Origin of the sequence: Aquimarina sp. Aq78 (assembly GCF_900299525.1) — a bacterium.
Lineage (GTDB): Bacteria > Bacteroidota > Bacteroidia > Flavobacteriales > Flavobacteriaceae > Aquimarina.
The window spans coordinates 637707-662413 of the sequence record NZ_OMKA01000029.1; the positions used below are offsets into that span (position 1 = coordinate 637707).

At 33.8% G+C, this 24707-nt stretch carries 23 protein-coding genes; 3 read left to right on the forward strand and 20 right to left on the reverse strand.

Annotation, left to right across the window (positions count from 1 at the left end; genetic code table 11):
- The first annotated feature begins 245 nt into the window (after positions 1 to 245).
- Entirely contained in the window at positions 246 to 1265 is a 1020-nt protein-coding gene (locus tag DG435_RS22135; RefSeq protein WP_106791989.1) for a LacI family DNA-binding transcriptional regulator, read from the forward strand.
- A 7-nt stretch (positions 1266 to 1272) separates the two neighbouring features.
- Here the strand turns inward: DG435_RS22135 and queG are convergent, their stop codons facing one another.
- From queG to DG435_RS22185, 10 genes are all read right to left on the reverse strand, one after another.
- Positions 1273 to 2202 carry a tRNA epoxyqueuosine(34) reductase QueG gene (queG, locus tag DG435_RS22140; protein ID WP_106791988.1) on the reverse strand — a complete coding sequence of 310 codons (930 nt, stop codon included), beginning with the start codon at positions 2200 to 2202 and terminating at the stop codon, positions 1273 to 1275.
- Positions 2203 to 2673 carry a mechanosensitive ion channel domain-containing protein gene (locus tag DG435_RS22145; RefSeq protein WP_234420913.1) on the reverse strand — a complete coding sequence of 157 codons (471 nt, stop codon included), beginning with the start codon at positions 2671 to 2673 and terminating at the stop codon, positions 2203 to 2205.
- A gap of 129 nt (positions 2674 to 2802) precedes the next feature.
- Positions 2803 to 3231, reverse strand: a complete 429-nt coding sequence (locus tag DG435_RS22150) for a hypothetical protein (protein ID WP_106791986.1) — start codon at positions 3229 to 3231, stop codon at positions 2803 to 2805.
- A gap of 167 nt (positions 3232 to 3398) precedes the next feature.
- Positions 3399 to 3548 (reverse strand): hypothetical protein, encoded by a 150-nt coding sequence (locus DG435_RS25725; RefSeq protein ID WP_159025520.1) that lies wholly within the window; start codon positions 3546 to 3548, stop codon positions 3399 to 3401.
- Positions 3549 to 3607: 59 nt separating this feature from the next.
- On the reverse strand, positions 3608 to 3802 hold the full coding sequence (locus DG435_RS22160) for a hypothetical protein (protein ID WP_024771623.1): 195 nt from the start codon (positions 3800 to 3802) through the stop codon (positions 3608 to 3610).
- Positions 3803 to 3811: 9 nt separating this feature from the next.
- Complete coding sequence (locus tag DG435_RS22165; protein WP_106791984.1) at positions 3812 to 4543, reverse strand: hypothetical protein; 732 nt, start codon at positions 4541 to 4543, stop codon at positions 3812 to 3814.
- 114 nt (positions 4544 to 4657) lie between these two features.
- Positions 4658 to 4969 (reverse strand): hypothetical protein, encoded by a 312-nt coding sequence (locus DG435_RS22170; protein ID WP_024771625.1) that lies wholly within the window; start codon positions 4967 to 4969, stop codon positions 4658 to 4660.
- A gap of 195 nt (positions 4970 to 5164) precedes the next feature.
- A complete protein-coding gene (locus DG435_RS22175; protein WP_159025519.1) occupies positions 5165 to 6625 on the reverse strand; it encodes a hypothetical protein in 1461 nt (486 codons plus the stop codon).
- A 10-nt stretch (positions 6626 to 6635) separates the two neighbouring features.
- A complete protein-coding gene (locus tag DG435_RS22180; protein WP_106791981.1) occupies positions 6636 to 6914 on the reverse strand; it encodes a hypothetical protein in 279 nt (92 codons plus the stop codon).
- Positions 6915 to 6918: 4 nt separating this feature from the next.
- Entirely contained in the window at positions 6919 to 7128 is a 210-nt protein-coding gene (locus DG435_RS22185; RefSeq protein ID WP_106791980.1) for a hypothetical protein, read from the reverse strand.
- 113 nt (positions 7129 to 7241) lie between these two features.
- Here DG435_RS22185 and DG435_RS22190 point away from each other — a divergent pair, with 113 nt between their 5' ends.
- Together DG435_RS22190 and DG435_RS22195 are read left to right on the forward strand one after the other, a co-directional pair.
- On the forward strand, positions 7242 to 7793 hold the full coding sequence (locus DG435_RS22190) for an RNA polymerase sigma factor (RefSeq protein ID WP_106791979.1): 552 nt from the start codon (positions 7242 to 7244) through the stop codon (positions 7791 to 7793).
- Complete coding sequence (locus tag DG435_RS22195) at positions 7790 to 8506, forward strand: tol-pal system YbgF family protein (RefSeq protein ID WP_106791978.1); 717 nt, start codon at positions 7790 to 7792, stop codon at positions 8504 to 8506. Before DG435_RS22190 ends, DG435_RS22195 begins: the two co-directional genes overlap by 4 nt.
- On the opposite strand, the gene DG435_RS22200 is transcribed toward DG435_RS22195, so the two are convergent.
- From DG435_RS22200 to DG435_RS22245, 10 genes are all read right to left on the reverse strand, one after another.
- A complete protein-coding gene (locus DG435_RS22200; RefSeq protein WP_106791977.1) occupies positions 8486 to 11551 on the reverse strand; it encodes a CHAT domain-containing protein in 3066 nt (1021 codons plus the stop codon). The two genes, DG435_RS22195 and DG435_RS22200, sit on opposite strands and share 21 nt — an antisense overlap.
- 83 nt (positions 11552 to 11634) lie before the next feature.
- Entirely contained in the window at positions 11635 to 12966 is a 1332-nt protein-coding gene (locus tag DG435_RS22205; RefSeq protein ID WP_106791976.1) for a cytochrome P450, read from the reverse strand.
- A 39-nt stretch (positions 12967 to 13005) separates the two neighbouring features.
- A complete protein-coding gene (gene ruvB, locus DG435_RS22210) occupies positions 13006 to 14028 on the reverse strand; it encodes a Holliday junction branch migration DNA helicase RuvB (RefSeq protein ID WP_024771634.1) in 1023 nt (340 codons plus the stop codon).
- Positions 14029 to 14253: 225 nt separating this feature from the next.
- Positions 14254 to 16071 carry a cbb3-type cytochrome c oxidase subunit I gene (locus DG435_RS22215; protein WP_106791975.1) on the reverse strand — a complete coding sequence of 606 codons (1818 nt, stop codon included), beginning with the start codon at positions 16069 to 16071 and terminating at the stop codon, positions 14254 to 14256.
- 43 nt (positions 16072 to 16114) lie between these two features.
- Positions 16115 to 17188 carry a cytochrome c oxidase subunit II gene (locus tag DG435_RS22220; RefSeq protein ID WP_106791974.1) on the reverse strand — a complete coding sequence of 358 codons (1074 nt, stop codon included), beginning with the start codon at positions 17186 to 17188 and terminating at the stop codon, positions 16115 to 16117.
- Between the two features lie 33 nt (positions 17189 to 17221).
- Positions 17222 to 18553 carry a quinol:cytochrome C oxidoreductase gene (locus tag DG435_RS22225; protein ID WP_106791973.1) on the reverse strand — a complete coding sequence of 444 codons (1332 nt, stop codon included), beginning with the start codon at positions 18551 to 18553 and terminating at the stop codon, positions 17222 to 17224.
- 41 nt (positions 18554 to 18594) lie between these two features.
- A complete protein-coding gene (locus DG435_RS22230; protein ID WP_106791972.1) occupies positions 18595 to 19248 on the reverse strand; it encodes a cytochrome c in 654 nt (217 codons plus the stop codon).
- 5 nt (positions 19249 to 19253) lie between these two features.
- A complete protein-coding gene (locus DG435_RS22235; RefSeq protein ID WP_074409749.1) occupies positions 19254 to 19793 on the reverse strand; it encodes a DUF3341 domain-containing protein in 540 nt (179 codons plus the stop codon).
- Positions 19794 to 19797: 4 nt separating this feature from the next.
- The gene (nrfD, locus tag DG435_RS22240) at positions 19798 to 21534 is read right to left on the reverse strand and encodes an NrfD/PsrC family molybdoenzyme membrane anchor subunit (protein ID WP_106791971.1); all 1737 of its coding nucleotides are present in this window, start codon (positions 21532 to 21534) and stop codon (positions 19798 to 19800) included.
- A gap of 34 nt (positions 21535 to 21568) precedes the next feature.
- Positions 21569 to 24694, reverse strand: a complete 3126-nt coding sequence (locus DG435_RS22245) for a TAT-variant-translocated molybdopterin oxidoreductase (RefSeq protein WP_106791970.1) — start codon at positions 24692 to 24694, stop codon at positions 21569 to 21571.
- Positions 24695 to 24707: the final 13 nt, after the last annotated feature.

Consider the following 24707-nt stretch of genomic DNA (forward strand, 5'->3'; position numbering starts at 1 on the left):
TCATAAAACCATAATGATAATTTATTTTTTCTTTAAGGTTCATGGGCTTCGAAATCGTTTTCGATACGATCGAAAACGATTTCGAAAGAACTATTCATTTAGGGTAAAAAGCCCATATAAAAGTACTTTTTTCATTCATTTTGTCCTTTTTCACTAACAAGAGAGGCTTTTCAAATTTTTATATTTTATTAATCTAATTGTATTTTAGCTTAAATTGTATATTTAATAAATATAACATTTAGTCTATGAAAGTTACTACTCTAAAAGATATTGCTAATGAATTAGGAATTTCTGTAGCAACTGTATCTAAGGCTCTAAAAGACTATCCAGATGTAAATAAAGACACCAAGGAAAAGGTTCTTCGGACTGCCAGAAAATTGAATTACTCACCTAATCAATTAGCTGTAAACCTAAGAACTAAGCAAACAAAAACAATTGGTGTTATCATCCCGACTACGGTACATCATTTTTTTTCTAAAGTAATAGATGGTATCATTGAAGAAGCAGAAAAAAAAGGGTATCTGGTTATCATCCTCCAATCTAGTGAGAAACTATTTCTTGAAAAATTACAAATAAATTTATTAATTGATAAACGAGTAGATGGTATTTTAATGTCTTTATCTAATAAAACTAACGAATTCGTTCATTTAAAAAAAGTACTGAGTCGAAATATTCCTTTGGTACTTTTTGATAAAATAGAACCTTCTATACCTTGTTCTAAAGTACGGATCGACGATAAAAAAGCTGCATACGAGGCTGTTTCATATCTTATTTCCAAAGGATACAAAAAGATTTCACATTTCAGAGGGGATCTTAATCCAAAAATTTCTAACGATCGTTTTGAGGGATATAAAGAAGCATTAGAAGATCATGGGATCACATATGATGCTTCTTTGGTGTATCTGTGTAATAACAATACAGATTTTGAAGATGGATATAACAATGCAAAGAAGCTAATACAGGAAAATCCCGAGGTCGATTCTATTTTTACAATAACCGATCTTGTCGCAATTGGTGCGATAAAATATTTTAATGAAAACAACATCAAAATCCCCAATGATGTAGCTGTTTTTGGATTTAGTAACTGGTTTATGTCTTCTGTTGTCTCTCCTACATTAACAACAGTACATCAACCTGCGCATCAAATGGGAGTAGTTGCCACCGAGATTTTGTTAAATGAAATTGAACTAAACAAAGAGAATATTCCTAGTCTTCATAAAGAAGTCATTCTACCTACCAAGCTTATTTTTAGAGAATCATGTTAACCGTTTTTTAATCCTCAAATAAAAAATCAATATTCCTTTTCAATCCAGAGAATTTGGTTCTTTTTACTGCAGATTTTTGAAACACTTTTGAAAATACTTCTTGTGTAATTTCTTGCCAATCTTTTTTTGACATCTCTAGCAGTTCTGGTTTCGGATTAAAAAGTGGTTCATTATGTGGTTTAGAAAAACGGTTCCACGGACATACATCCTGGCATACATCGCAACCAAACATCCAATCTTCAAATTGATTTTTATAGTGATTAGGAATCTCCTCTTTAAGTTCTATCGTAAAATAAGATATGCATTTACTGCCATCTACCACATAAGGTTCTACAATTGCCTGTGTAGGACAAGCATCAATACATGCTGTACACGTACCACAGTGGTCTGTAACAGGTGTATCGTATTCTAAATCAAGATCTATGATTAGCTCTGCAATAAAATAAAAAGAACCTACTTGTTGTGTTAACAGATTGCTATTTTTACCAATCCAACCCAATCCACTTTTTGCGGCCCAGGCTTTATCTAATACTGGCGCAGAATCTACGAAAGCTCGCCCATGTACATCACCAATTTCTTCCTCAATAAAATGTAATAACTGCTTTAGCTTATCTTTAATTACAAAATGATAATCGGTACCATAAGCATATTTAGATAGTTTGGGAGCTTCGGGATCTTTTTGTGTTTCTGAAGGGAAATAATTGAGTAATAATGATATTACACTTTTTGAATCATCAACCAATTTGGTAGGATCTAAGCGTTTATCAAAATGATTTTCCATATACTGCATCTCACCATGCATATTCTGGTTGAGCCATTTTTCTAAACGCGGAGCTTCCTGTTCCAGAAATTCTGCTTTAGAAATTCCGCACGACAGAAAACCCAAGCGTTTTGCCTCGGTTTTAATACGTTGAGTGTATTTGGTTTTAGAATTCAATTACACCTCTTCTTTATGATCAATTTGTTTTTCTGGATATTTATTCATGATTTGGATTCCTTTCTGTATCACCAGAGATGTAGGCAAAGTTATGTTTTCGCCTCGATCTGTAACCATAAAAAGATAAAATCCTGTAATATCTTTCACTTCTCCGGTCCAGTCAAAATCTTTATCCAAAACCCGTATCCTATCTCCTATTCTAACCGGGTGACTAAAAAACAAAATAATACTTGCGGTAAGATTAGATAAGATTGACCATTGCGCAAAAAAAGCAATGCCCAATACTGCTAAAACCGAAGAAATAAAAACACTAAATTGTTTAAGTTCTACTCCCCAGATAATAACCAAGGCAATCCCTGCAATAAGATAATGAACCAGATTGGTCAAATTGCGAATTAATTTTCTTCGATTGGCATTTATGGATTTTAGTATTGAGAATTTCCTGATTACGCTTTTTGTTATCAATAACACAAAAAATAATAATATTAATACTATAACGGTTAGTAAAATTTCATTTCTAAAAGCAATCATCATTTAGTTTATTAGCGTATTGCATATTTGTTCCTGCAAAAATACATAAAGAAGTTGTTTAAACTTTTTTCAATTCGCTCTTTTAAATACAAAATCATCATTTCCCCCATCAGTAAGTGTAAGTATATCACCTTGTAATTTATATGAAAATATATCCTTTGGAGGAGGAAAGGTTCCTTTTATCAATTTTATGGTATCATCTGTAATTTCTTCACTGCCTCCACTTACACATAACTTAGTCCCGTTTTGAACAACTACCATCGAATTTATATTCACAGTGGTTTCTTTATCAAATTTTAATGTTGTTGCATTTTTATCACAACCTATCGGAGTACTCTCTATGTTTTGATTGTAGCCCTGTTCTGTTGTACTTTCTAAAATCCATGTACCAATAATAGTATCATTATTAGTGTTTGGATTTGGATTTGAATCATCATCGCCTGAGCACGATGATATCATAATTGCCAATATAGCAAGTACAAAAATCTGTTTTTTCATAATCAGTTATATATTAAATAGTTACCCTACATCTACTAACATTTTAATACTAAAAAAAGTATTAGTTAGCACGTTTATTATTATTTATCTCAAAAACCAGAATACCAATTTTGGCAATCTGGTTTTCCTTAGTCTGTGACCTAACTACATCTATAATTAAGCATAGTCTAGTATGGGTTTCTACAAATCTCTGCACATTCTCTTGCCGACAAACCGGCACAGAGTATTTGTTTACAGTTATTGATCCTTCCTGCAAAAATTGATTTTTGAGCAATTTTACTAAGAACCTTAACCCCATTTAATTTAAGAATTTTCATGATTTTTATTATTTTAAAATTAGTATTCTATGAACATTTAAAGACATTCAAGATTATATCTATCTACAGGGTACTCGTACTTTAACCCATCTACAATATCTTCCGGTTAATGGCGGAAAGCCAACTGTATCACATAACCATTTCCATTGCCAACACGTAAGTATGGGGTCAGGAAGGTTTATATCTCCGCCTCCTATTGATTTTTGTGCAGTTTTGCTTAGGGTTTTAATTCCTTCTATTTTTAAATTTTTCATATCGTTATTTTAAAAATTTAATCTACCAGTTCCTCTTTCTCCTGTAGAATACGTATCCCATCCCCAGAAAAATGTGTTATCCAACCATCGATTTGGGTAGGATCTTAAATAAGTACTTCCTGTAGCAGAAACTGTTTGATATGATGGGTACGCATAGACATCATAATTTGTTATAAACCATCCATCTGTTCCTTTTAATGAAATTTTGGCGGATTGAATTTCTACCCAACTTATAGCTTGTCCCGGGTATCTTGCACTTAAATAATAATAGTCTGTTTGCCCTCTTTCTCGATCATCCCCAGCATTATTTAAACTAGATACCGAATGCGTATAGATTCCTCTACTAGTTCGAAACCTCACACTAGCCTTAGCATCTCCATCAGTTTCATTATTTTTTTGAGCTCCTGTCTTTGTACGGATTCTATAATACCACCTTGTACTATAACCTTTCTCATAATTGGTATTTACCGAATTCTTATTCATATATTCTGCAACTTCTTCTTCAAATCTTGCATCAGCATCTTCTTTACTTATATCGGCGCTATAACTTCGATGCAATATTGGAACTACAACTTCCGCATTTTCTTCAATCTTGGTATCACTTTTACCTGTTTTGCTCATAAAGCCTTCGGTATTATTTGAAATTTCGGGAATAACCTCTTGTTCCTTCTCACAAGAAGCAATTGCTACTATGCAAAATACTCCTACTACATACATTTTTAGATTTGTTAGTTTTTTCATTTTATTTAATAATTAGTTTTTTGCCTACTCTATTCACTTTTCGGCTACCGTGTTTACTTAAATCCAGATTATGCTATTCAAAAAATGGTTTTAGAAAGTATACTTCAGTTGTATTCAGAATCTAATTTCAGGAGAGTTTTGAGCCACTCCTCCTCCATCAACATAATAGGTCACATTAGTATCCTTTTTTACTTTTATTTGCATTCTTGCTCTGGTCAATGACCATTTACCAACTTGAAGTTTTTTGTAGGTTCTTCCGTCTAACTTTTGTTTCTGTCTGTCTTTCCCAAACCAGCCAACACCATATCTAACTTTAATTGAAGCATCGTTTGGGGCTTTAAAAAAAGCAACCCCATTGGCATTAAAAAAGCTTTCCATAGTTTTCCATTTCCCCTTTTTCACAAATTTTTCCCTAATCGTGGCCATAACTTATTATATATTTTATTTTCTTGCTTACTCTATACACTTTTCAGCTTACGTGTTATCTAATACCAATTATTTTTAAGCTTTAATTCTGAACTATTAATAGTTCTATTTTTATATTACATAAGGGTATATGTCTCCATATCCATAAGAGTATGGGATCATTGATTACGTTAAATTTTATATGAGAAGGTTAGGTTATGTAATATTCACAGTAATTTGATAATCTCCTAGATTCGAAGTGACAACACTATTAGTACTTCTTTTACCTGAAGGAAATGTAGCATTTACAATCCCAATTTTATCATTCTCAATATCACCTCCTTCTAACAAATCTGTTCCTAGCTTTAAAAACCCTTTTCTAATCCCCTCTCCTGCTGTTTTTCTTTCCTGAGAATTTAAGCTGGACGAACTTGCTACTTTTGAGGACAATCCTACAGATTTACCAAGAATATCATGAATAGGATCGGCTTCATATCCATTTGTTGATATTTTAACGTGTTGTGTTTTGTGTAAATGAAGAACTACGTTGTGATTTAATGTGCGTTTTCCTTTATCCAAACTTTCAAACAATCTCCATCGGCCATTAATACCAACATACAGATACCATTCATCCTTCTTTTTAAAAATTATTCCATCGGGATCTTTATCCTTCTTAAAAACAGCTTCTCGTACTGCAACAGTTACTTTTTTAATATGCTTAGCATCTATTCCTTTGGGATCCGACCATCCCCCACTAATTATTACTCCATAATTTTCTGATGGAATATTTTTCCCCTTCAGTGGAATCGTCACTCGTAACAATTTTGGATCATCACTAGGAAAAGGAGTAATTATTGGATTAATAGCACTAGCAATCATTTTCTTTACTTTGAATTTTGGGATTGAAGAATCTGATGGTTTTGGCGGCAGGTAGAGATCAAAAGTATAATTTTGATCATTGATCTTTTGGTTGATGTATCCCCCTTTTTTATTTATGTAAACGATTGCTTGATTAGCCCTGGACAGTCCTTTATTCCCCGAAAAAAGATCTGTCTCTTCCCGAAAAGAAACTACTGCTTTTGGAGGGTGAATTTCGGATCTGTGTTTTCCATTTTTAGGATGCCCACAGTCATAGATCCATCTTCCTGTAACTTGTATACGATCGCCAGGCATGGGTAATGACCATAATGGAACAAATTTAGAATCCCATTCGCATTCCATTACGGCAATCTTATTTTTAGCATCATACTTCCCATTTGCAGGGCTATTTAGGTAAAAGAACTGTTTGTCAGTTTTTACAAAATAGTTCCAGTCATAACTATGATGCCATGGTTTAAGAGGAAAATCTGTACCCGATATTCTGCTCTGTGTCAAAACACCTTTTATCGTTCGTATTTGCGCGCCGGTCCTTGAATCTCTTTTTGCTGCAGAGACCCAGGAAGGAACAACCTCTCCAAATTCTTTTGTTAAGATTTTAGGCAAGATTACAAGCTTTAATGAATTGCTTTTCCTGCACCCACACTTAAATCCATTTCCATCATTTTCTGAAGAAAACACCGAATGTGCTTTTTTTATAGATGTTGGTAAGCCAAAATGCATTTCATGATGTTGTCTTATACTAATTACGGGAAACGAAATGCCTTGTTGTTGGTAAATATTTCTTACACTTAATGCCATGATTCTTTTTTTAAGGTTCCAGGTTTTTTACTCTCGTTTCCAGATCTTTTAGTTTATCCAACACGTCAAGGTTTCCTACCATCAACTTTTTGTGTACTATAAAGTTTGATGTTTTAGAATCGAAAGTGGCAAGTAAATTGTTTGCGGATCCAAAGATTTCTATCTTTGTTCCTTGTAATTTTACTTTACTATTTGTCAAAACAATATCTGCCTGTTGTTGATTTGGCTGGAATACTTTACCTACTACTACCGGATTGATTTTTATCGCTGGTTTTGTCACTTTTGCCATAATGCTAATTGTTTTTGGTTATTGCGTTACTAATTATTTTTAATTTATCGATTGCGTAACCAATAAAATACCAGGTTGCTAAAAAAGCAATACACTCAAAAGCAAAGCTTCCTAATTTGTAAAAAGATTCTGCTATTAATAGTGATATCCCTAGTGAGGGAATGAATTCAAGAGTAATTTCCTTAAGCGTTAATTTTTTTAAAATGCGATTCATAATTCTTAACTTTTATATGTTTTATACTCTTTATGGAAGAAAAAAACCGAATCTTAACATCTATAGGAGGAAAAATGTTTTTTTATACCTTAGAGGAATAGAAATCATACTCGGTGGATCAATCCCTTATTGACATTTTAATTCATAGTAATCCTAAGGAAATAAGTAAATTATATTATTTACACAGGAGCGCTTTTTTTAATTTTGGAAAAAAATATGGTGTAGACCAAGACACCATGGCCGATATCTATCAAGATGCATTTGTAGTACTTAGAAAGCAAGCAATACAAGGAAAATTGGAAGTTGTGAACAGCTCTTTAAAAACCTATTTATTTGGTATCGGTAAACGAATGATTTTCAATCATTATAAACAGCATAAAAATACCGTTTCACTAGAACCAAAACTTCATATTGCCAACGATAACATCGAAAAAATCACATTTGATGAACCTGTCGAGCTTTCGTTAGAGCAAAGGCTTTTACAAACTTTTTTTAATAAATTAGGAAAACGATGCCAGGAGATGTTAATATTATTCTATTATCGAGGACTAACAGTAGAAGAGATTGCCCAAAAAGAAGGATATGATAATACTAATGTGGTGAGTAGTCAAAAATCCCGATGTATTAAGCAATTAAGAGCAATGATTAATCCCCCTAAACAATGAAACCCCAGGATCTCATATCAAAATATATTCAAGGCACCTTAACAATTGAGGAACAACAGGAATTTGACACATTATTAAGTGTTGATCAAAATTTCAGAGATGAAGTACTATTTCATACTAACCTTAAAAAAGTAGTAGAACATAAGGATGATGATGATTTTAGACATTTGCTTTCTGATCTTGAGTCTAATGTTAAGAAAAAAAATAAATTAAAATGGTGGTCTATAGCAGCTTCTATTCTTGTACTATTAGGAACCACCTATTTTTGGAACATCAAAAAACCAGTATCAAATGAAGAGTTATTCGCTACTTACTTTGAGCCGTATAGAAATATTCTTCAACCTGTAGTAAGAGGAAATGATCATAAAAACAAAATATCAGTAGCCTTTAATGCTTACGAAAACGGTAATTTTAAAAAGGCTCTTGACGCATTCAATACAGTATTAGAAACTGAAGAAAACGACACTCTTCAATTTTATAAAGCAAATGCCTTGTTAAAACTAAATGAAGCTGAAAAAGCAATTGTGATTTTGGAAGAGCGAGATAAAATTGAAAACTCGTTTAGTGAAAAAAATCATTGGTATCTGGCTATGGCTTATCTAAAAGTTGATCAGCTTAGCAAAGCCATAGAACAATTAGAATTACTAATAAAGATTCCTGACAGTGAATATAAAAAGGAAGAAGCTAAAGAGCTACTCAAAAAACTTAATTAGTTTTTTTCTAAAAATAAAAACCGGAACCAAAACCAATATCGTCATCCACCAGTATAAAAAACCTTGCTCCAAAGATTCTGTATTACCCGAAACCACAAATCCGGCCCAATAAAAAGGGTGTTTTAATGCGTTATCTTTTACACTACCGAGATACTTAAGTTTTGCTTGTTGCAATGCTCTATCTTTAGCATATCCTTTTTTCAAGTTTTTATAAAAATAGTTCATTATCACAGAGGTTTCTTTATCTGGCACTTTCCATAAGCTCATTACTGTGCTTTTTGCTCCCGCATAATGAAAAGCTCTTGACATACTCATCACGCCTTCACCTTTTTCTAATTTTCCGAATCCTGTGTTACAAGCACTAAGCACAATCATTTCTGAAGGAATTGATAATCCATAAATATCCGATGCCATTAAAATATTCTTATTACCATTTTCAGAAAATATAAGCCTATTCAACATTGCATTTTTTTTATCAATCTCTGCATGAGTGGCCAAATGTAGTATTGAAGAATTAGTAGCACTCGCAATAAAATTTTTAACAGAAGCCTCTTCACCCAAAAATGCTTTACCTTTCATGATTTTCGAAATACTCCTAACCTCGGTATCGCTTGAAGCAAAGGAATTATTATTTTTATATTTCGGTGCAAAACCACTCCATTTCATTTCTTTTGTAGTTTTTAATGACCTCTCGGTTAATGCTTTCAATACTGTTGCAGAACCCGCATAACTTATAGCATACTCTTCGAGCATATATCCTTTTCCATTATGCAAAACCTCAAATGGAACATAATTAAGTATGTTATCTGTTACCAATATCAGTGTTTCTTTCAGGTTCAAGTTTTTCAGTAAAGCTGTAAATATTCGTTCAGAATTTTCTTTGATATTTTGTTGGTTAAGTACTTGTTTTCTAAATTCCTTAATTGATTTAGTCAAACCCTTTATTATTGGAAACTTCTTAAAGTCAATAGTATCATTATTTATAACAAAAATGTATAGGTTTTCCTCTCCAGCAAAATACTCAATCAAAGTTGTATTTGTATCCAAATATTCCTTTTGTAATTGCGAGACTTTGATCGTGTGATCAGCATATTTTAGCTGATAATACCTAGGATAGTCTCTTTCAATTTTATGTAACAAATTCTCAAGCTTCATACTATACTTCAATCGTAAACTCATAGTAGAATCTATCTTGAATGAATGTGTTTGAGTATGTAGTACTGTTCTAATAGAGGACAATTTTCTTTTCAACATATTCTCCCGTTGTAATAGTGAATCAGGGACTCCAGCAATTTTTTTAAACTGTTTATCTTTTATCCCCGTTACCAATGCACTATTTCTATTAATTTCTGAAAATTGGAATGCTTTTTCCAAATACTTCTTTTGTTGAGTATTTTGAAACAAAACATAGCAAATCTCGATTGCCTTATCAAAATAATCTGGGTTTTTACGTCCTACATTTATCAAGGATCGATCAGTAGTATATTGCTTTTTGATTTCACGAATATTTTGGATCATCAAATCCATGTTTTTATACGATTCCTCAACTGATTTTATTGTTTTTGAATTCGTATATTGGGTTAAAGCAATACAATTATTAAGATGTATCGCTTCTACTACCAGTAAAGGAAAATCATGCTCTCCTTTAGTATACAAGGCAAGATGTTTTTGAATTATTGTAAAAGCTTTTTTATGATTTCCTTGTTTAAACAAAGCTTCTGCTAATAATAGCTCACTTTTTAAGACATACCTATGATTTTTATAAAAGTGATTCGAAAAATTAATGAATGCCTTAGTGTAGAAATCTATTGCTTCTCTATACTTCTTTTGCTTCATATGCATATCGCCCAAACCTTGATAACACTCTGCTTCCTGAAACTTAGAATCCATTTTTTCACTTCTTCGTAATGCTTCTTTATAGTATTTTTCGGCTTCTACATAGTCGACAAGCTTCACGTAAGTATCAGCAATTGATGTTAGATTCTGTATTGGAAACCAATTATATACTCCATAAGATTTTTCTCTAATTTGTAATGCTTTCTTATCAAAATCTAAAGATATTGTATACTCTCCTTTTAACTTTAAATATCTAACATACCAAGCTTGTATATTTGCAGTATTAAGATGATTCTCCCCATAAATAATCATTGCTTTTTTTAAAGCCTTATCGATATACTCTTCTGCTTTTTCTAAATCATTTTTCTTAGAATAAATACCACTAATAGCGGTATAAATATCTGTAATAAAGCCTACCTCTTCGCCTTGGTTTCTAAGATCGTACGCAGCTGATTTTTGATAAAATTCTATAGCTTTATCATAATCTCCCAAGGCCTCATTTACAACTCCTATATTAAAAGTTGTTATTGCCAGATCATATAAATTAGCCTTGTTTTCTAACTTAAGCTGATATGCTTTATTATAATAATTATGTGCTTTATTAAAATCTCCTTTCAATAAATAGGCGCTTCCCAAATTATTTAATAATTCTGCTCTATTTAAATCTGAAATCGAATACTCGGAAAGATTTAATGTTTTCTTTATCAATTGTACCGCTTCATCAAATCGACCAATAGTCCATAAAATGTTACTTCGTACAGTATATGTTCTTACAAGATTATATTTAGGTAAAGTTGATTTCTTTAATTGTTCTTTTAAAATTTCATCGCTTATCTGTAATGCTTTTGTAGTCAAACCATCTTTTCTATAAACGACAGCCTTTGTGTTCATTAACTCACCCCATAGACTGTCGTTTTTTATTCTTGAGGATGTATAGTTTTGAATAGAAACATTAATAGTTTTTAATGCTGAAGAAAAATTGTTTTTATAAATTTCGATATTAGAAATATACAATTGTGATTTTAGATAGTTTTTAATATCATCTTTCTCTATAAAATAGCGTGAAGCAAGCTTAAAATGAAGTATTGCTTCTTTATAATTATAATGAGTATAAGCCGCAACTCCTTTTTGATATGCTTCACCTTCTTGTAACGAAAAGACAGATGAGCTTATCAAAAAACATAAATGAAAGATCAGTAATTTCTTCATTTAATACGTCATTAAATAATCAAATTGGTATAAGATAAAAGTTTAGCTTAAATATAAAACTAAAGATGTAAACTACAATATGCTTATCTGTCGACAAATGTAAGCATTGCGTTTTCGGGCTTTAAGGTAATCAATGGTTTAATATCTACTTTATGAAGATCAGTACTTATTTTATACTTCCCTACCAAAGTACTTATAGCCAAAATCATTTCATACATCGCAAAATTGTTACCAATACACATTCTGGGTCCTGATCCAAAAGGGAAATACCAATCAGAATATTCTTTTTTATCTATGTCGGGATGAAATCGATCGGGATCAAATGCTGAAGGGTTTTTCCAAAAACTTTTATGTCTGTGGATTTCAAAAAAAGAAACCAGGATAGTCGTTCCTTTTTTTAGTTTTAAATCCTGATAATTATCTTCTTCTATAGCCACACGATCCGAAAAATAAGCTGGTGGGTATAACCGCATTGCTTCTTCAATACACTGTTTTGTATATCGAAATTTTGCTATATGTTCCATTGGTTGTAAATCATCTGGAGTTTCAGAAACCTCTTTATACACTTGTTCCTGAATCTCGGGATGAAGTGCCAGCAATACAGCAGTAAAGGTTAAAGCATTAGATGTAGTTTCATGACCCGCCACAAATAGAATTAGAATTTCATCTATCAACTGTTCATTACCCATCACACTACCATCATCATATTTGGATGTTAATAACATATCCAACAGATCATTATATACTTTATCCGAGTTTCTTCTTTCTTCTATAATTGTATTAAGAATATCTCTTGCTTCCTGAGTTAGCTTGAGTGTATTTTTGATTTTTCCACTCAAATAAAACCACCATCGTTTATAAGGCTGTCTTATTTCCTGTACTAATGATTTCTGAGCTGCTTCTGTTATATATTGCAATCGTGAAATGGTATCTCCTTGGGTATCTGTATAACCAAATAATGATTTTGCAACTACCTTAAAGGCCAAATCACTCATTACAGGAAAAATATCGATCTCTTTGTTAGAGGGTATCCTAAGGAATTCTTCCTGAATTACTTCTTTGATCGTATCTATCAAGGATTCCAGCTTTTTTTTATGAAAAGCAGGTTGAATTAAACGTCTTTGTTTTAACCATTTTTCTCCTGTAGAAGTTAATAATCCTTCTCCTACATACTTTGCCAGATCTTTAGTTTGTAATTCGGATTTACTATATCGTCTATGTTGTTTTTGCAACATATGTTTTGCAAAACCTGCATCACGAGTAAAAATAGCGGTTTTACCAAATCCTAATTGAACTTTAAAAGTGTCTCCATGCTTTTCAAAATTTTCATGATGAAAAGGAAGTGGATTTTTAAGAATACGACTTGCATTATTAAGAACTCTAAAAAAAGAAACTATGGGGAGATTGGTATTCATTTTACTGTGGTCTTGTATTAAATTGAGAACTAATAATTATTAAAATAATCCTCCTTGAATTCCTCCTTTTACTCTTCCCAGATGTTTATAGGCTGCTTCTGTTACTTCTCTACCTCTTGGTGTACGCATAATAAATCCTTGCTGAATCAGGAAGGGCTCGTATACCTCTTCTATAGTCTCTGGACTTTCACTAACCGCAGTTGCTATTGTAGTTAATCCTACCGGGCCTCCTTTAAATTTATCAATCAAAGTCAATAAAATTTTATTATCCATCTCATCCAAACCGTGGGCGTCTACATTAAGTGCTTTTAAGGCAAATTTTGAGATTTCGATATCTATCTTTCCATTTCCTTTAATTTGTGCAAAATCGCGCACTCTACGCAATAAAGCATTAGCTATTCTAGGTGTTCCTCTACTCCTACCTGCTATTTCGATAGCAGCTTCCATAGAAATGGGCACATTAAGTATATGAGCACTACGCTGTACTATGGTAGACAAGAGTTCTGTCGTATAATATTGTAATCGGGACTGAATCCCAAAACGAGCTCTCATAGGTGCCGTTAATAATCCTGAGCGTGTTGTTGCTCCAACCAGAGTAAATGGATTCAAATTAATTTGAACTGTACGTGCATTAGGGCCGCTCTCGATCATAATATCGATCTTATAGTCTTCCATTGCAGAATACAAATATTCTTCTACTATAGGGCTTAATCTGTGAATTTCGTCTATAAATAATACATCTCTATCATCAAGATTTGTTAATAATCCCGCTAGATCTCCGGGTTTATCCAAAACTGGGCCCGAAGTAACTTTAATTCCTACTCCTAATTCATTGGCGAGAATATGAGCTAATGTGGTTTTACCCAAACCAGGAGGGCCATGAAAAAGGGTATGATCAAGAGCTTCATCTCTTAAATTTGCTGCTTGAACAAAAATCTTCAAATTTTCTAAAACCTGATCCTGACCAGCAAAATCATCAAAGGCAAGAGGCCTTAATGCTCTTTCTATATCCAGGTCTTCGCTAGAAAAGTTTTCGTTTGTTGGATCAAGGTTTTCGTTCATTTATAAAGTCTCTTTATCATTGATCCGATAGCTTTATATCGGTATTAATTTTACTACTACTATTTAATCCGGGTTTAATTGATAACACCAGAGTGTCATTAACAAATATAGTAAAAAGAGCTCCCGATCAACTTCGAATACCCGTTAATTAATAGGAATAGATCAGAAAAGAAAAAGCCTTTTCACAAAAATGAAAAGGCTTGATATATTTTTAAAATACATATATTAATGATGCATTTCTTCTTCTCCTTCTTGTAATGGAATAATCTGAGAGACAAAATCTTGTCCTGCAATTACATATTCACCATTTTCATTTGTCTTACTATAGTCATAAGGCCATCTGTGTACATGAGGAATATCTCCTGGCCAGTTACCATGCATATGCTCTACTGGTGTAGTCCATTCTAAAGTATTCGATTTCCATGGATTTTGAACTGCTTTCTTTCCGTAGAAAATAGAGCTGATAAAATTATACAAGAATACTAATTGCCCAACAGCTGCAAAAATAGCGAAAATTGTAATCAACACATTGGTATCTGTTAAATCATCAAAATACGGGAAATTAGAATTGGTATAGTAACGTCTTGGTAATCCAGCCATTCCTACAAAATGCATTGGGAAGAATACTCCATATGCTCCGATTGCGGTAATCCAAAAATGAACATACCCCAAGTTCTTATTCATCATCTTGCCATACATCTTAGGGAACCAATGGTATACTCCTGCGAATAATCCATATAGTGCTGAAATACCCATCACCAGGTGAAAATGTGCTACTACAAAATAAGTATCATGAACATTAATATCTAATGTACTATCTCCAAGGATAATTCCTGTAAGACCTCCAGTAATAAATGTTGATACTAATCCTATTGAGAATAACATTGCGGGATTAAACTGCAGATTACCTTTCCATAGGGTGGTAATATAATTAAATGCTTTTACTGCTGAAGGGATAGCAATCAATAAGGTTGTAAATGTAAATACAGAACCTAAGAAAGGATTCATACCAGATACAAACATATGGTGACCCCAAACAATTGTAGATAAAAATGCAATTGCTAAAATAGAAGCAACCATCGCACGATACCCAAATATAGGTTTACGGGCATTTGTAGCTATAATCTCTGAGGTAATACCTAGAGCAGGTAGTAATACAATATATACTTCTGGATGTCCTAAGAACCAGAATAAGTGTTCAAAAAGAACCGGAGAACCTCCTTGGTTATGCAGTACTTCTCCTTGTATATATATATCACTTAAATAGAAAGAAGTACCAAAACTTCTATCCATAATTAACAATAATGCTGCTGATAATAATACCGGAAACGAAACAATACCAATAATAGCCGTTACAAAGAACGCCCAGATTGTCAAAGGTAAACGTGTCATCGACATTCCTTTGGTTCGTAAGTTAATTACGGTTACTACATAATTCAAAGAACCAAGTAAAGAAGAAGCAATGAATATCGCCATAGAAACTAACCATAGTGTCATCCCTGTTCCAGAACCTCCTATAGCTTGTGGCAATGCACTTAAAGGAGGATAAATTGTCCATCCTGCTGATGCGGGTCCTGCTTCTGCAAATAACGACAATACCATGATAACACTACTTAGAAAGAATAACCAGTATGATATCATATTTAAGAATCCAGAAGCCATATCACGAGCTCCAATCTGTAATGGAATAAGAAGGTTACTAAATGTACCACTCAATCCTGCTGTTAATACAAAAAATACCATTATAGTACCATGTATTGTAACCAAAGCCAGATAAATCCCCGGATCCATAATTCCATCCTCGCCAAATTTACCTAATAGAATTTCATAAATGGTAAACTGGTGGTCTGGCCATGCCAATTGCATTCTAAATAATAAAGACATTGCAATACCAATAATACCCATAATCAAACCAGTAATCAAGTACTGCTTAGAGATCATCTTGTGATCCTGACTAAAAATATATTTGGTAATAAATGTTTCTTTATGATGTCCGTGATCGTCGTGATCGTGATCGTGGTTATCTCCTTGAGTTACTGACATAACGCTATTTCTTTTTAATATAATATATTAATTTTCTTCTTTCTTAGTTGCTTGCTTGAGCTGATAATTGCTCACCAAAGGTAGGTTGTGTTTTTAACCATGCCTTATAATCTTCTTCGGATTCTACTATAATCTTCATTTGCATATTATAATGTGATACTCCACATATCTTATTACACAACAGGTAGTATTCGAATGTATATTCTTCTAAAGCCTCATCTCCAGCAGCTACTAGTTTCTTGCTTTTTTCTCTTCTTATTTTATTAATTGTAGCTACTTTTTCTACCATAAATTCGCTATTTCTCATTTCGTCAGAAGTAACAGTTGGTGTGTAAGCAAACTCTGTAATCATACCAGGTACAACATTCATCTGTGCTCTAAAAAATGGCATGTAAGCAGAATGCAATACATCCTGAGAACGCATTTTAAAAATGACCTTTCTATTTACAGGTAAATGTAATTCGTTAGTTATTTTATCATCCTTTCCGTAGGTATCAGAAACATCAAGACCCAAGGTATTAATTCCTTCTATAAAACGAACATTAGCTTTACCTAATTCATTATCCTCTCCAGAATATCGAGCACGCCAGTCAAATTGATATGCATACAATTCAACTATTAATGGGTCTCCATCTTCTTCATCAATATTCATGATATCGGTCCATGTAAACAGTCCATATATAATTAATCCTGCAAGTACAATAACTGGTATAATAGTCCAGATAAATTCTAATTTATCATTATCTGCAAAGAATAATGCTTTATTTTCTTTTTTACCTCGATACTTATATGAAAAGAAATGTAACAATCCTTGTGTAAGGATCTGTACAATCATGATCAATACCATCGAGATCAACATTAATCTATCATAATCCACACCATGCTCAGAAGCTGATTCTGGAAGGAAATATGAGTCATATTGTACAAAACAATATATGGTAAGCAGGTAAAGAAATATTACAAATGCAAGCATAAGCTTACCTTGCAAATTATTGTCTTTGTCGTTCGCTACTTGAGAGTTATCTGTTTTAGCTTGAGACAACTTCAATATCTTTGACATTTGCCACAACGTGATTCCAAAAAGTGCTATAACTACTAAGGTTAAGAATACAGTCATTTTTATCTATCTTCTTTTTTTACAATTCAAATTTTAATAATGGAAATGTTTACTTTCCTCTATATAAGGGTTTCCTTTAGGCAATAATGGAGCTTTAGTTAATGCTCTAAACACTACGAATAAGAATAGTCCTAAAAACAATAACACAGCACTTATTTCACTAATACCTATAAACCAGGATTCACCAACTGTTGCAGGCATTACCATATTATAAACATCAATATAGTGACCACAAAGAATAACGATACCTGCCATTACAACAAACCAGTTTACTCGTTTAAAATCACTATTCATTAATACCAATATTGGGAAAATAAAGTTCATTACTAACATCCCAAAAAATGGAAGGTTATAATCTTCTATACGAGTAATAAAATAGGTTACTTCTTCTGGTATATTAGAATACCATATCAACATAAACTGAGAGAACCAAAGGTATGTCCAGAAAATACTGATACCAAACATAAACTTAGCTAAATCATGAATATGACTATTATTTACAAATTCTAAATATCCTTTAGATTTTAAGTAAATACTTATTAAAGCGATCGTAGTAATACCCGAAACAAATAAACTTGCAAATACATACCATCCAAATAAGGTACTAAACCAGTGTGGATCAAAACTCATAATCCAATCCCAAGATGCCATAGATTCTGTATAGATAAAAAATACTAAGAAACCTGCAGATATCTTAAAGCTCTTTTTATACCACTTATTTCCTTCTGTATCTTCATCCTGCTTTCTTGAATATTTAACAGCAAAATGACGATATAGTAACCATCCTCCTAAAAATATAGCTGCTCTAATAATGAATCCCCAGCCATTTAACCAGCTAGATTTTCCTTGAATTAATGCATCATGAGCTACAACTTCTGGATCTGCCCATACAAACAAATGATTAACATGGAATCCTGATAATGCTAAGATTATGAAGAGGATAATTCCTCCTGGCACCAAATATGCTGTTATCGCTTCCATTACTCTAAAAAGTACTGGAGACCATCCCGATTGTGATGCAAATTGTATTGCATAAAATGCTAATACTCCCAATGCTATCATAAAAAAGAAAAATGCTGCTACATATAATGAAGCCCAAGGCTTATTTTGTAGTTGGTGTAATATATGTTCATAATGTGCATCTCCTCCATGAGCATCTTCTTCTCCGTGTCCTTGATTACCATGACCACTCTCTGCTACTTGGGATTCACCATGACCACCCCCATGAGCGTCGTGCGCTGCCATCATTTCTTTTACCTCTTCTACAGATCCAGGTCTTTGTCCAAATCCAACAATAAGACCTACAAGACCTACAACCATAAGGATGACAGAAAATAATCTTAATCTATTTGATAGCGTATACATATCTTTATAATATCGTTATTCTTAACTTTTTTACTAATGCACTAGTGTGCGTTACTATGATCTTCTGCTGATTCTTGATGTTCTTCTACTTTTGTTTCTACAACAGTAGTAGTAGCATCTGTATCTATTCGAGGCGTTTTCCCTTCCAGGTCTGCCTTTAATTTCTGTACATATTGGACAATCTGCCAACGTTCATGCTCATTGGTTTGGGAGGCATACGATCCCATAGAGTTGATTCCGTAATACATTACATGATAAATACTTCCTTCAGTAATTGCTCTACCAATATCATCATAACTAGGAACTCCTAAAATCTTTTCTCTTTGTACCAAAGGTCCTTTTCCATCTCCTTTTCCCCCATGGCAAATTGCGCAATAGATGTCATACAATTCTTTTCCTTCATCTTCATTTTCTTTTGTATATCGGATAGGATTCTTTAATGTATCCTTAGCAAGTAAGTAACCTTCTTGTGAGTTTTCAAAATCATATGGCATCCATCCTCTTGGTATTGAGCCTTCGGCAGGTAACATAGCTTCCTGACTGCCAGGGAAAACACCATATTCACCATAAGTTTCATAACTTATCGGTTCATACATATTAGGCATAAATTGATAATTAGGTTTTGAATCTTTTTTACAAGAAACAACGCAAATCATCACTACTGCCGCGGCTAATATTTTTATAGTATTATTCATTATTACTAATGGTTATCTTCTTCCTTATCTATTACTTTAATTTCTACTGCTCCGGTATCACCCAAAAAGCTAGCGAGTTGATCAACATCGTGATTTCCTGCATCTACTTCCATTAAGAAATGATCATCTGTAGTTCTTACATCAGGATTTTCGGCTTTTTTAAATGGCCATAGCTTACTTCTCATATAAAAAGTGATCACCATTAAATGGGCTGCAAAGAACACTGTAAGTTCGAACATAATCGGAACGAATGCCGGCATATTTTCGATATAGCTAAAACTAGGTTTACCACCTATGTCTTGAGGCCAATCTTCGATCATGATATAGTTCATCATCAAAATTGCAACCGTTAGCCCAACACAGCCATACATAAAAGATGTAATCGCTAATCGTGTATGAGGTAATCCCATTGCTTTATCTAGTCCATGAACCGGAAAAGGAGTATATACCTCTTCGATATGATAATGCTCTGCACGAACTTTCTTGACAGCATCCATCAGGATGTCGTCGTCTATATATAATGCATGTATAACTTTTGATGCCATACTTCTAGTTATTTTTAAGTTTTTCTGCCTGACCAGCCCAATCATCGCGTTGTGCTCTACCAGGGAAAGATCCAGTGATATTATCTAATAAATCGTATTCAGTTTCGGTCATTTTACTTACTTGATCAAAAGTAAATATTCCGATCTCGTTAAGTTTCTTTTCCATTACTGGTCCGATACCATTAACCTTTTTAAGATCATCAGCAGTTTGTGTTGATGGATCAAATGTCCCTAGGTTACCCAATAGACTATTGATATCTTCTTCACTTACTTCTACTTTGGTTTCGGTTTTTTTCTTTGTTGGTTTTTCTTTAACCACTTCTGCTTTACCTTTGGGAAGCTCATCTCTATGATCTTTTCCTGCTTCTCTTAGTTTCTTATATTTTTCTCCAGAAGATTTCAGAATTGATTTTACTTCTGCTTGTGCTATTACAGGGAACGTACGTGAGTACAATAAGAATAAGACAAAGAAGAAACCAATTGTTCCTATAAATATTCCTATATCAACAAAAGTAGGAGAGAACATCGTCCATGATGATGGTAAATAATCTCTGTGAAGTGATGTTACAATGATCACAAAACGCTCAAACCACATTCCTATGTTTACCACAATAGAGATAAAGAAAGAAAACATTATACTTCTTCTTAATTTTGGGAACCACATAAACTGCGGTGAGAATACGTTACATGTCATCATCGCCCAATATGCCCACCAATATGGTCCTGTTGCCCTATTAAGGAATGCATATTGTTCGTATTCAACTCCAGAATACCATGCTACAAACAGCTCTGTTATATAGGCAACACCTACAATAGAACCTGTAATCATGATTACAATATTCATCAATTCTATATGTAAAACGGTAATGTAGTTTTCTAAGTTTGATACTTTTCTCATTATAATAAGAAGCGTATTCACCATAGCAAATCCTGAAAAAACCGCTCCAGCCACAAAATATGGTGGAAATATCGTAGTATGCCATCCAGGGATCACCGAAGTAGCAAAATCAAATGATACAATGGTATGTACAGAAAGTACTAATGGTGTAGCTAAACCTGCAAGTACTAAAGATACTTCCTCAAAACGTTGCCAGTCTTTTGCTCTACCACTCCATCCAAAAGATAGAAGTCCGTATATTTTTTTTGTAAATGGAGTTATCGCTCGGTCTCGAATCATTGCAAAATCGGGTAGCAATCCGGTCCACCAGAATACTAGTGATACAGAAAGATATGTAGAGATTGCAAATACATCCCATAATAATGGTGAATTAAAATTCACCCATAGCGATCCAAACTGATTAGGTATTGGTAATACCCAATATGCCAGCCAAGGGCGCCCCATGTGAATAATTGGGAATAATCCTGCTTGAATAACTGCAAAAATAGTCATCGCTTCTGCAGAACGGTTAATTGCCATTCTCCATTTCTGACGAAATAACAGTAGTACTGCTGAAATCAAGGTTCCGGCGTGACCAATACCTACCCACCAAACAAAGTTGGTGATATCCCAGGCCCATCCTACTGTTTTGTTTAATCCCCAGGTTCCTATCCCTGTAGATATTGTGTAAATAATACACCCTATCCCCCAAAGGAAAGCAATAAGTGAAATAGAAAAGACAATCCACCAAGATTTATTTGCTTTTCCTTCTACCGCTGCTGCTACATCCAAAGTTACATCATGGTATGTTTTATCACCGGTTACTAAAGGTTTTCTTATAGGTGCTTCGTAATGAGACATAATCCTTTATAATTGAATTGATTCTTTAATTAGTTAATTAAGCTTCTGTAGTATTTCTTACTTTGGTATGGTACATAACGTTAGGCTTAGTTCCAACATGTTCTAGTAAGTGATACATACGATCATCCTCTTTAAGTTTAGCTACTTCACTATCCTTATCATTGATATCACCAAATACCATAGCACCTGATGAACAAGCTGCAGAACAAGCCGTCTGGAATTCTCCATCCTTAACTTCTCTACCATCTCGTTTTGCATCCAAAATAGTTTTTTGCGTCATTTGAATACACATAGAACATTTCTCCATAACCCCTCTGGAACGTACAGTTACATCAGGATTAAGTACCATTCTACCTAAATCATTATTCATGTAATAATCAAACTCATCATTGTTGTTATACAAGAACCAGTTAAACCTACGTACTTTATATGGACAGTTATTAGCACAATATCTTGTACCTACACATCGGTTATATGCCATATGGTTTTGTCCTTGTCTACCATGTGATGTAGCAGCAACTGGACATACAGTCTCACATGGAGCATGGTTACAGTGTTGACACATTACTGGTTGGAATACTACCTGAGGATTATCTGACGGATTTTCCATCTCACCAAACTCTGATAAGGAACTTCCTAAACCTGCTATTGCATCTTTCTTATTATTATCTCCTTCAAAACTGTCTTGTGAAGAATAATAACGGTCAATACGTAACCAGTGCATATCACGAGATCTACGTATTTCTGATTTACCTACAACAGGTACATTATTCTCTGCATGACAAGCGATCACACAAGCACCACATCCTGTACATGCATTTAAATCTATTGAAAGATTAAAATGATGCCCAACGGAACGGTCAAATTCATCCCAAAGATCAACTTCTGGAGAGGTAACCTCATATTCTATATGATTTTTACTCACTTCAGGAATTGCGTTCCAATCGTGCTTATCTTTTGTATTGAATATTTCAAGAGTCGTTTCTTTTACAATATCTCCACGACCCATTAATGTATTATGTAATTGCACACAAGCAAACTCATGTACTCCTTCTGCAGCCATAATAGAAACATTCTGTACTGCATTAAGGTTTTGATATAAAGAATAGGCATTTACTCCTACTATCATATCTTTTTTAAGTCCTTTAGACTTACCATACCCCAAAGCTAAACCAACAGAGCCTTTAGCTTGTCCTGGTTGAATAATTACTGGAACAACAACTTCAGTTTCGCCAACTGTTACTTTTGCATAACTACCGTTTAGAGCTCCATTTGCTACATTTTCATTGGTTAACCCTAACTCAGCAGCATCTGCTCTAGAAACCGTTAAGTAGTTATCCCAAGATGCTCTGGTAATAGGATCAGGCATTTCTTGCAGCCAAGGGTTATTAGCCTGTTGACCATCTCCTAATGCTGTTTTAGTATATAATGTAAGTTCTATTCCACTTGATTTCGCTACAGAAAGTCTTCTTGATGCAGCACTAACATCTGGTCCAGCCGAAGTTGGTACCGGAGCAGCTTCTATATCAGCCACATCTCCTTCTGGCGCTTCAAGTGCTTCTACCAATTCTTGTTTTGGAAGTACTGGTTTTACCAATATTCCATCATGCAAGGCTTGATTCCATGAAGTACCTCCTAGAATACCTGTCCATGCACTTTTTATATAATCGAGATATGTAGATGAATTACCTGTCCACTTTAATAAAGTTTCCTGGAATTGTCTTGCATCAAATAATGGTCGAATAGTTGGTTGCATTAAACTGTAGCTCCCTTTTTTCAACTCAACATCCCCCCAAGATTCTAAATAATGAGGTATTGTTGCAACGTAGTTACACAACTCAGCCGTAGCATCATTATGCATACTAAATGCAACTGATATATCTACTTTCTCAAGACCACTTTTAAATTCGTCTGCATTTGGCAATGAATACATTGGATTAACACCAGCAATTAGCAAACCACCAACGCGCCCAGCATTCATATCTTTTATCAATTGAGCAACTGCTTTAGCGTCTCCTTGACGGATAGTACGTGGAGTAGTTTTACTAAAAGCTTTACTATGTATTGCTTTATTAATTTCTAAAACTACTAATTGTGCATCCACATCCTGAATCCCAGTAACTACTACAGCATTGCTTCCTGCTTTTTGAATCTGCTTAGCCGCTTTAACTACTTCTGCATCCAGTTTAGAATCCAAAGCTCCTTTAGAACCAGATCCCGTTACATATTTATATAATGCAGCAAGTACTTGTTTTTGTTCTGATGGAGTAGCTTGTATTCTTCTATCTGCATTAGCTCCTGTTAAAGACATGTTTGCCTCAAACTGGACATGCTTAGACATTTTTCCATTTTTCGGGATACGCCCTTTGGCATAACCACTATCATATCCTCCTCCTTGCCAATCTCCTAAAAAGTCTGCACCAATACTTACTACTGTATTTGCTTTAGAAAAATCATAATCTGCCAGTGCTCTTTCGCCATACATCATTTGATATGCATCTAAAGCCTCGCTATTAGAAACAGCATCGTATACTACGTGTTTAACGTTTTGATATTTTGCTTTAAATTCTGAAATCAATTTCGATGTAGATGGACTAGCATATGTTTGTGTTAACAAAACAATTTGTTTACCTCCAAGGCTATTTAGCTTAGCTCCTACTTCTTTATCAAGCTCATCCCAACTGATATCTTCAGTTCCTTTTTTAGGTCCTTGAAGACGAGAACTATCATATAATGATAATACCGAAGCATGAACTCTTGCATTTGCATCACCATTAGATGTTGCAAGGTTGTTATTTTCTACTTTTATAGGTCGACCTTCTCTAGTTTTAATTAAAACACTAGCAAAATCATACCCATCTGCTATTGTAGTAGCATAATAGTTAGCAACACCAGGTACTATTCTATCCGGTTGAACTACGTAAGGTATTGATTTTTTAACAGGACCTTCACATGCTGCTAACGAAGCAGCTGCTGTACTAAAACCTACATATTTAAGAAAATCACGACGAGAAGTCGACGAATTTTCTAATGATGACTTATCACCTAAAAACTCATCCGTAGGAATCTCCTTAACGAATTCGTTTTGTTGTAGCGTCTCAACAATAGAGCTATTTTCGTTTAGCTCTTCAACACTTTTCCAGTATTTCTTGTTTGATGACATATATAATTGATAT

Bases quoted from the DNA above. Each gene is read 5' to 3' on its own strand.
- DG435_RS22180 (WP_106791981.1), bottom strand. From the start codon at position 6,914: ATGGCAAAAGTGACAAAACCAGCGATAAAAATCAATCCGGTAGTAGTA.
- DG435_RS22220 (WP_106791974.1), bottom strand. From the start codon at position 17,188: ATGACTGTATTCTTAACCTTAGTAGTTATAGCACTTTTTGGAATCACG.
- ruvB (WP_024771634.1), bottom strand. From the start codon at position 14,028: ATGAACGAAAACCTTGATCCAACAAACGAAAACTTTTCTAGCGAAGAC.
- DG435_RS22160 (WP_024771623.1), bottom strand. From the start codon at position 3,802: ATGAAAAATTTAAAAATAGAAGGAATTAAAACCCTAAGCAAAACTGCA.
- DG435_RS22175 (WP_159025519.1), bottom strand. From the start codon at position 6,625: ATGGCATTAAGTGTAAGAAATATTTACCAACAACAAGGCATTTCGTTT.
- DG435_RS22215 (WP_106791975.1), bottom strand. From the start codon at position 16,071: ATGTCAGTAACTCAAGGAGATAACCACGATCACGATCACGACGATCAC.
- DG435_RS22185 (WP_106791980.1), bottom strand. From the start codon at position 7,128: ATGAATCGCATTTTAAAAAAATTAACGCTTAAGGAAATTACTCTTGAA.
- DG435_RS22230 (WP_106791972.1), bottom strand. From the start codon at position 19,248: ATGAATAATACTATAAAAATATTAGCCGCGGCAGTAGTGATGATTTGC.
- DG435_RS22170 (WP_024771625.1), bottom strand. From the start codon at position 4,969: ATGGCCACGATTAGGGAAAAATTTGTGAAAAAGGGGAAATGGAAAACT.
- DG435_RS22150 (WP_106791986.1), bottom strand. From the start codon at position 3,231: ATGAAAAAACAGATTTTTGTACTTGCTATATTGGCAATTATGATATCA.
- DG435_RS22195 (WP_106791978.1), top strand. From the start codon at position 7,790: ATGAAACCCCAGGATCTCATATCAAAATATATTCAAGGCACCTTAACA.
- DG435_RS22225 (WP_106791973.1), bottom strand. From the start codon at position 18,553: ATGTATACGCTATCAAATAGATTAAGATTATTTTCTGTCATCCTTATG.
- DG435_RS22205 (WP_106791976.1), bottom strand. From the start codon at position 12,966: ATGAATACCAATCTCCCCATAGTTTCTTTTTTTAGAGTTCTTAATAAT.
- DG435_RS22245 (WP_106791970.1), bottom strand. From the start codon at position 24,694: ATGTCATCAAACAAGAAATACTGGAAAAGTGTTGAAGAGCTAAACGAA.
- DG435_RS22135 (WP_106791989.1), top strand. From the start codon at position 246: ATGAAAGTTACTACTCTAAAAGATATTGCTAATGAATTAGGAATTTCT.
- DG435_RS22200 (WP_106791977.1), bottom strand. From the start codon at position 11,551: ATGAAGAAATTACTGATCTTTCATTTATGTTTTTTGATAAGCTCATCT.
- DG435_RS25725 (WP_159025520.1), bottom strand. From the start codon at position 3,548: ATGAAAATTCTTAAATTAAATGGGGTTAAGGTTCTTAGTAAAATTGCT.
- DG435_RS22235 (WP_074409749.1), bottom strand. From the start codon at position 19,793: ATGGCATCAAAAGTTATACATGCATTATATATAGACGACGACATCCTG.
- DG435_RS22165 (WP_106791984.1), bottom strand. From the start codon at position 4,543: ATGAAAAAACTAACAAATCTAAAAATGTATGTAGTAGGAGTATTTTGC.